At 44.2% G+C, this 6582-nt stretch carries 10 protein-coding genes; 5 read left to right on the forward strand and 5 right to left on the reverse strand.

Annotated elements, in window-relative coordinates:
- From F7C14_RS00670 to F7C14_RS00690, 5 genes are all read left to right on the forward strand, one after another.
- Positions 1–352 (forward strand): precorrin-8X methylmutase (locus F7C14_RS00670; protein WP_290898618.1); only part of this gene is annotated, 352 nt, incomplete at its 5' end.
- A 26-nt stretch (positions 353–378) separates the two neighbouring features.
- Complete coding sequence (locus tag F7C14_RS00675; protein ID WP_290898620.1) at positions 379–1260, forward strand: cobalt-precorrin-5B (C(1))-methyltransferase; 882 nt, start codon at positions 379–381, stop codon at positions 1258–1260.
- Between the two features lies 1 nt (position 1261).
- The gene (locus F7C14_RS00680; RefSeq protein WP_290898622.1) at positions 1262–1804 is read left to right on the forward strand and encodes a cobalt-precorrin-7 (C(5))-methyltransferase; all 543 of its coding nucleotides are present in this window, start codon (positions 1262–1264) and stop codon (positions 1802–1804) included.
- A 4-nt stretch (positions 1805–1808) separates the two neighbouring features.
- A complete protein-coding gene (locus F7C14_RS00685; protein ID WP_290898624.1) occupies positions 1809–2327 on the forward strand; it encodes a metallophosphoesterase in 519 nt (172 codons plus the stop codon).
- Positions 2324–2992 carry a molybdenum cofactor biosynthesis protein MoaE gene (locus F7C14_RS00690; RefSeq protein ID WP_290898626.1) on the forward strand — a complete coding sequence of 223 codons (669 nt, stop codon included), beginning with the start codon at positions 2324–2326 and terminating at the stop codon, positions 2990–2992. Before F7C14_RS00685 ends, F7C14_RS00690 begins: the two co-directional genes overlap by 4 nt.
- Here F7C14_RS00690 and F7C14_RS00695 read toward each other — a convergent pair.
- The 5 genes from F7C14_RS00695 to F7C14_RS00715 are packed head-to-tail and all read right to left on the reverse strand — an operon-like array spanning position 2975 to position 6527.
- Positions 2975–3673: a DUF2103 domain-containing protein gene (locus tag F7C14_RS00695; protein WP_290898628.1), complete on the reverse strand. Its 699-nt coding sequence runs from the start codon at positions 3671–3673 to the stop codon at positions 2975–2977. The genes F7C14_RS00690 and F7C14_RS00695 overlap by 18 nt on opposite strands.
- Positions 3670–4353: a dolichyl-phosphate beta-glucosyltransferase gene (locus tag F7C14_RS00700; RefSeq protein ID WP_290898630.1), complete on the reverse strand. Its 684-nt coding sequence runs from the start codon at positions 4351–4353 to the stop codon at positions 3670–3672. Before F7C14_RS00700 ends, F7C14_RS00695 begins: the two co-directional genes overlap by 4 nt.
- Complete coding sequence (locus F7C14_RS00705; RefSeq protein WP_290898632.1) at positions 4350–5267, reverse strand: ATP-grasp domain-containing protein; 918 nt, start codon at positions 5265–5267, stop codon at positions 4350–4352. The genes F7C14_RS00700 and F7C14_RS00705 overlap by 4 nt, the downstream gene beginning before the upstream one ends.
- The gene (locus F7C14_RS00710) at positions 5264–5749 is read right to left on the reverse strand and encodes a TIGR00288 family NYN domain-containing protein (RefSeq protein WP_290898634.1); all 486 of its coding nucleotides are present in this window, start codon (positions 5747–5749) and stop codon (positions 5264–5266) included. The genes F7C14_RS00705 and F7C14_RS00710 overlap by 4 nt, the downstream gene beginning before the upstream one ends.
- A 34-nt stretch (positions 5750–5783) precedes the next feature.
- A complete protein-coding gene (locus F7C14_RS00715) occupies positions 5784–6527 on the reverse strand; it encodes a TatD family hydrolase (RefSeq protein ID WP_290898637.1) in 744 nt (247 codons plus the stop codon).
- Positions 6528–6582 lie beyond the last annotated feature (55 nt).

Genomic DNA, 6582 nt, shown 5'->3' on the forward strand with positions numbered 1-6582 from the left:
AAACAAAAGAAAGCTAAAATCGAAGACTTACGTGGCTGTTGAGGTTGGGGGAGATGAAAAGATGACCCGTGCAATGAGCGGGATGTACAGTCTTAGGGAAAAAATGGACGGAGCTATTTTAGCGATCGGCAACGCTCCGAGTGCTGCCATAGCTGCCTACAATCTAATTAAAGAGGGCGTTAAACCTTCCCTCGTCATCGCAACCCCGGTTGGTTTTGTCAACGCTGCTGAATCTAAGGAGATGATTAGGAGCTTAGCTGTTCCGAGCATAACCACCGTCGGTACAAGGGGAGGTTCGGCAATTTGCGTGGCGATAGTTAACGCTCTGATAGATCTATGCGAGACCCTATAGAACTCTACCGCTACCCAAAAAATTGGGTGAAGAGGGCTGCGGAAAAGGAAGGCTTAAAGAGAGTTCGGGAAAAAATAGAGAGCGGACTTTACATACTAACCAAAGACGGATGGATTAAAAGGGGAATTACTACAGCCACGACAGCTTCAGCAGCCATAGTCGGAGCGATAGCATCCGTAAAAAACGAATGTAGCTATGTGAGGGTTTCAACTCCCGTTGGTATAGAGGTTAGCGTTAAAGTTAAAGCTGAGAAGGGGAAGTGCGTAGCTAAGAAATTCGCCGGAGATCACGCCTTCGACAGAACGGACGGCGTAGAGATCGTTGCAAGAGTGAAAGACAGCGAAGGAATATACTTCGGCAAAGGAATAGGCGTAAAAAATGGAAAAAAAGCTGTTAGTGAGAGCGCTAAAAAGCAAATTGAGGAAAATTTCAGAAAAGCTCGTGAAAAATTCGAATTTGAAGGAGGAGTGGAAATAGAGATTCCCGAAGGAGAGAAGCTCTGCAAAATTACCGGAAACGAGAGGGTCGGAATTAGGGGAGGAATATCCGTCCTCGGCTCCACCGGCTTCGTAGAACCTTGGTGTGAAAAGCTCGTCAAAACTAAAGCCGAGCTTGTAAAGCAATACGATAAAGTTGCGATAACTACTGGCAGAGAGGGGTTCAGATACGCTTTAAAGAACTTCAGCGATTTTCAACCATTCGTTTTCGGGGTTTACATCGACGAAGCGTTAAAAAACGCGAAGGGAGAGGTAATCATCGTAGGTAAGCCGGCTTTGCTCGTTAAGTGGGCTGTTCCCGAGCTTAGAGGAAAAATAATTGGAGACGAAGATGTTTCGAAGTATAAGAGAAGAGTTCTCGAAAAGGCTAAAGAGTTAAATGAGAATGTGGAAGATGTTGTGCTGATCTGAAATGCTTTACGTAGTCGGAGTCGGTGCGGCGAAGGGATACCTGACAGACAAAGCCAAGCAGATAATCTCGAAAGCTGACGTAGTTTACGGAAGCAAAAGAGCGATAGAGTACGCGGAGGAATTTATAAGGGGGGAAATTCGAGTTCTGAAAAAATTCGGAAGGGAGGTTTACGATGAAATAGAGAGGGTGGCGAAGGAGAAAAACGTTGTCGTTCTTTCAACCGGTGATCCAATGGTTTCTGGGCTGGGGAAAAAGATTAACGGAATTGTAGAGCCGGGGATTAGCAGCGTTCAGCTCGCTTTAGCAAGGCTAAAGCTTGATTTGTGCGAAGTGGTCGTCGTTGATTCTCACGGAAAGAACAGCTATGATGAGATAGAGAGGGCTTTGGAATTCAGGGGGAAAGTTTTGGTTTTGGCTGACAAGAACTTCGATCCAAGTAAAGTTAGAGGGAAAGTCACCGTTTTAGAAAATCTTGGACTTGAGAACGAAAGGATAGGGGAGGAAATAAAAAGCGACCTCGCCATAGTTTACATAGAGAGGTGAGGAAATGAAGTTGCTGTGCTTATCAGATACGCACTGCGAAAAGCTTGAAGATTTGCCGAAGAAAGTCGTGAGGTTGATGGAAGAAGTCGATGCGGTAATACATGCAGGAGATTTCACGTCACTTTCCTTGTACGAGGAGATGGAGAGAAAAAAAGAGGTCTTTGCGGTTTATGGAAATTCCGATGAGGAGGAATTAAAAAAGCTACTCCCAGAGGAAACTACTTTTGAAGTCGAAGGTGTTAGGTTCGGAGTGGTGCATAAGGGAAATTATCTGAACGAGTTTTACGACCTCGGCTACAAAGCCAAAGAGCTTGGAGTAAAAGTTCTCGTCTTTGGACACATTCACAGATTCGTCCTTCAGCAGTTTGGCGACATTATCGTTCTTTGTCCCGGAAGTCCAACTAAGCCAAGGCTCTCTGTAGCGAGTTGCGCAATTTTAAACGTTGAGAATAGAAAGGTTGAGGTAGAATTCGTAATAGCCGATGAGATTGCTTGCGGAATGGATGTGAGGTTGGAAACATGAAGGTGTTCAAAATCTCCGAAGTTGGGGAAGAGCTGAAGAAAGTTAAGGGACTCGCAATCCTGAGAAAGGAAGGAGGAAAAATTGTCGTTGAAGGGGATGAAGAGAAATTTGAGATGAGATGCGATTTGAAAAGAGCTCTGTCAGCCTTGGCAGCGATGGGCTACGAATTTGCAGCCCTTCTGAATTTGGAAGGAGAAATAGGGGTTCCATTAAAGGAAGTGAAGAAAGTTGAAGAGATTCCAAAGCTTGAGGATTTCGAAACTCTGGAAAGCATAGTGAATAAGTTGAAGAGGAAAGGAGAGAAATGCGGAGCCATCGGGATATTCGTAGGTTTTGTAAGGGAAATCAACGAAGGAAAGAGAGTGCTCAAACTCGAATACGAGAGGTTCGATGAGCTTTATTTTGAGAAGTTAAGAGAGATAGAGGAGAGAATAGAAAAATTCGACGGAGTTTACGGAGTTAAGATATATCATAAAATCGGAGAGGTCTTGCCGAGGGAAGACATAGTTTACGTCGCTGTGATGAGCGATCACAGAAAAAATCTGTGGAATGCTTTAATCGAGGCTGTTGAAAGCTTTAAAAAAGAGCTTCCCGTGTGGAAGAAGGAAGTTTACGAAGACGGGGAAATCTGGGCTCACGACAGGGATTTAAAGAAGGGAGATTAATTCCCTCAAAACGATCTCACCCTCTTCTTTGTTCGAGGCTGTCGTTATTACGTAAATCTGCTGTACAGCAGCTCCGTGAATTAACAAAGCTCTGATATTCCCTCTATCGTCGCTTCTCGTCAGCTTCAGCCTAACTCCCCCTTGGGAGGTACCCTTGTTCTCGATAACCCCCGGGACTATTTTCTTAACGTAGGGTGATTTTGCAAGTCTCATAACTAAATTAAATCCCTCTCTCCCACCAATTATTGTGGAATGGGCACCGCTTATCTTTTCTTCCGGATCGGCATAGAATTTCTTGATTCCGCGTATCCTCCTGAAAAATTCAGCAAGCCTCTCCAAGAATTCGTCAAAATCCATATCGTCAGTCACGAGTACTTCCAAGTTGCTTAGGGCAAACTTAGAGATCATTGAAGCGACGAAATCTTTTCTCTCACCGGAAACAACAACTTTATCCACTCTCCTTTCGTGGATTCTTTCGGCACAGATTTCGAAGAGGTTTCTGAGAGAAATCTCGTCATCGTAAACCCTAAAAGCGAGAGTTTCCACGTCCTCCCCGATAAAAACGAGCTTTAGTTTTTCGTTCTCAAGGTACGCTCCGCAGCCGTAAGCGTTTCTTTCCCCACAATAAAGGCAATAGGAAGTTCTGCTAAAAAGCTCGTTTCCGCAGTTTCTGCATCTCATCCCATCAGTCTGATTATGTTCTTGAGCATGTAAAAGCTGTCTTTCAAGAGCTTGACTTTGGAGTTCTCTTCATGCCTCCACTTTACCGGAATCTCCTTTATTCGATAACCCTTCCTCTGGGCGAGTATAAGCAGCTCCGTGTCGAAGAACCAGTGGTTGTCCTTAACTTTGAAGAATAAATCTTCAGCCGCATTTCTCTTCAAAGCTTTGAAACCGCACTGATGATCCCTTATATTCGATTTCAGAAGAAATCTGACGAGGAAGTTGTAAACTCTCGACGGTATCTCCCTTGAAAGTGGACGCTTTGCGTCGCTTTCCCTCAGCAACCTTGAGCCGATTACTATGTCGTAATCTTTTATGTTGTCGACTAAGTCCTTTAAATGGGAGATGTCAGTAGATAAGTCAGCGTCCATGTAAATAACCACGTCTCCTTTCGATTCTTTCAACGCCCTCCTCAAAGCTTCGCCCCTCCCAAGCCTCTCATCACTGTGGAGGTGTTTTACAAAATCGTAGGTTTCAGCGAGCCTTGACGCTATTTCATCCGTTCCATCCGTCGACCCATCCTCGGCTATGATTATCTCGAAATCCAATCCGAGCTTTTTCGCTTCTTCAGCCGTTCTTAAAACTGCTTCTTCTATCTTTTCAGCCTCGTTGTGGGCAGGGAATATTATTGAAATCATAGCCTCTCCACCTTTATAGCGTAATTTTTGTAAGTCACATAGCCCTCTCCACTTCCCTTGTAGAGTTTAAACCTCCCGAGTTTCTTAACACTTACTTTTCCCTCTTTTTTGAACTCCTCCATCATATCCGCCAGACTTTTGCCGTAGGAGAACTCGAAGAGGATTGAAGGAGTTGTTAATCTCGCGTTAACTTCTATGAGATACGGCTCCTCCCCAAGAACGAAATCAATTCCGAAGTAGCCTTTCAAACCCTTTATTTTTTCCGCCACTCTGCAACCGATCTCTTCAATCTCCCTCTCCAGATCTTTATCGACTTCAAAAGGGACGATCGCTCCTCTATACTCGAAGCCTTCGAGGATTTGCTCGTTAACACTTAAAAGGATGACATCGTTAATAGCCAAGTAACTTGCGCTTATCGGCTTTCCCTCAACGAACTCCTGAGCTACAAAGTTCTCTGGAACTTCACCACCGATCCTTATGTTTTCCCCACCGCACGAAACCCTTGGCTTAACAACGTACTTCCCCTCTAATTCGCTCAAAGACGTTTTCGGCATTTTCACAACTTTTCTCAACTTTTTGTAAAGCTCGTACTTGTCGGAGGTAATTTTTACCGCTTCACTTTCAGCTCCAAGGTTTTCTACTCCGAACTCCTCGACCTTCTTCGTCAGCTCGTAAAGGGTGAAATCGTTTTCCGGAGCGACTATTAAAGCTGCGTCAACCTCCTTTAAACAATCTTCGAAGGATTTTTGAGGAAAGCGAAAAACCGACTGAAATTCTCTTTTCACCCCACTCACGAGGGAGTAATACTTGGAAAAGTTGAGCATGGATTTGAACATTGCTAAGCCTTCAACAGCGATACTGTCAGGAAGATCTCCCAAGCAAGTGGCGAACTCAAAAATGAAGAGCTTTTTCATTCCTCCTCCTCATTCAAGCATATAGCGATGTCGGCAGCATTTTTCAGAGCTGCTGAAAACCCCGGCTCTGCCCCTATTATTATCGTTTCTTTTCCCTTCTCCATCGCTTTTTGAAGGACTGCCTTGAAATCCGCATCCCTTGTAACGAGAGCGAGAACGTCGATCGAGTCGTTGTATATGATCTCCATAGCCTCCACCGCCATCTTAACGTCCACATCTCCAGAGGTGACGACCGGCTCAAAACCTTGGTTTTCTATAGCCTCAACGAGTTTCTCTCCGGCGTATTGGTTTATGAAGACCTTCGCAATTTTAACATCCCCGTAACTATCGAGAATCTCCCTTATCTCCTTAAGATTCAGGTTAAACTCCTTTCTGAGCATGTTCGGTCCGTCAACAAGAACGCCTATTTTCTTCCTCCCTTCCTTCCTTGCCGAGAGGTACTCTTTAATTCTTTGAATGCCAATCTTTCGCTTAATTGCCATCGACGACCACCGTAGTAGTTAGAATTATTTTACATCAAATCTTAAAAATTTTTTGCGCATTTCTCGTTGTTGCATCTGCCACGTCAGCCAGCTCTAAGCCTTTCGCTTCAGCAACAGCCTTAGCTGCGTAGATTACATTTTTTGGTTCGTTTCTTCCCCTGAAAGGCGAAAGGAAAGGGCTGTCCGTTTCAAGGAGCAAGTAATCCAAATCCACCTTCTCTGCAAGCTTTTTGTGTTTCTCCGAAAAGCATACGAGGGTAGAAAGGGAAATGTAATGACCAGCGTCTTCAATATTTTTCATTACAGCTTCACTCCCGCTGTAGCAGTGGAACACAGCAACGACATCGTAGTTCTTAACCATGTCGAAAGCCAAACTTTCAGCTTTTCTCGCATGAATTACGATCGGCTTGTTTAACTCTTCAGCTAACGAGAGAAAGCGTTTAAAGATTTCTTTCTGTTCCTCCAAACTTGCCTTAGCTTTTAACAAATCTAAACCAACTTCCCCAATTCCCACGATTCTATCCACGTTGTCTCTTATCTGATCGACGACGATTCTGTAATCGTCGATGTGGATTCTGTTCGGACTCAAACCAAGAGTTGCGTAAACCTCTTCAAAGCTTTCAGAAACTCTCAAAGTCCTTTCGTTCGATTTGTAGTCGTATCCTGAGTTTATTATGGAGATCACTCCTTCCCTCAGAGCCCTGAGAATTACTTCCTTCCTATCTCCGTTGAAGGTGTTGAAATCGATGTGGCAATGAGAATCAACTAATTCAAACATTCTTTCTCCTCATTCTCAGAAGGTAGTTCACGGCACTTATCACAGCCTCAATGCT

Source organism: Ferroglobus sp. (assembly GCF_015521575.1).
Lineage (GTDB): Archaea > Halobacteriota > Archaeoglobi > Archaeoglobales > Archaeoglobaceae > Ferroglobus.

Bases quoted from the DNA above. Each gene is read 5' to 3' on its own strand.
- F7C14_RS00685 (WP_290898624.1), top strand. From the start codon at position 1,809: ATGAAGTTGCTGTGCTTATCAGATACGCACTGCGAAAAGCTTGAAGAT.
- F7C14_RS00710 (WP_290898634.1), bottom strand. From the start codon at position 5,749: ATGGCAATTAAGCGAAAGATTGGCATTCAAAGAATTAAAGAGTACCTC.
- F7C14_RS00680 (WP_290898622.1), top strand. From the start codon at position 1,262: ATGCTTTACGTAGTCGGAGTCGGTGCGGCGAAGGGATACCTGACAGAC.
- F7C14_RS00705 (WP_290898632.1), bottom strand. From the start codon at position 5,267: ATGAAAAAGCTCTTCATTTTTGAGTTCGCCACTTGCTTGGGAGATCTT.
- F7C14_RS00715 (WP_290898637.1), bottom strand. From the start codon at position 6,527: ATGTTTGAATTAGTTGATTCTCATTGCCACATCGATTTCAACACCTTC.
- F7C14_RS00695 (WP_290898628.1), bottom strand. From the start codon at position 3,673: ATGAGATGCAGAAACTGCGGAAACGAGCTTTTTAGCAGAACTTCCTAT.
- F7C14_RS00700 (WP_290898630.1), bottom strand. From the start codon at position 4,353: ATGATTTCAATAATATTCCCTGCCCACAACGAGGCTGAAAAGATAGAA.
- F7C14_RS00690 (WP_290898626.1), top strand. From the start codon at position 2,324: ATGAAGGTGTTCAAAATCTCCGAAGTTGGGGAAGAGCTGAAGAAAGTT.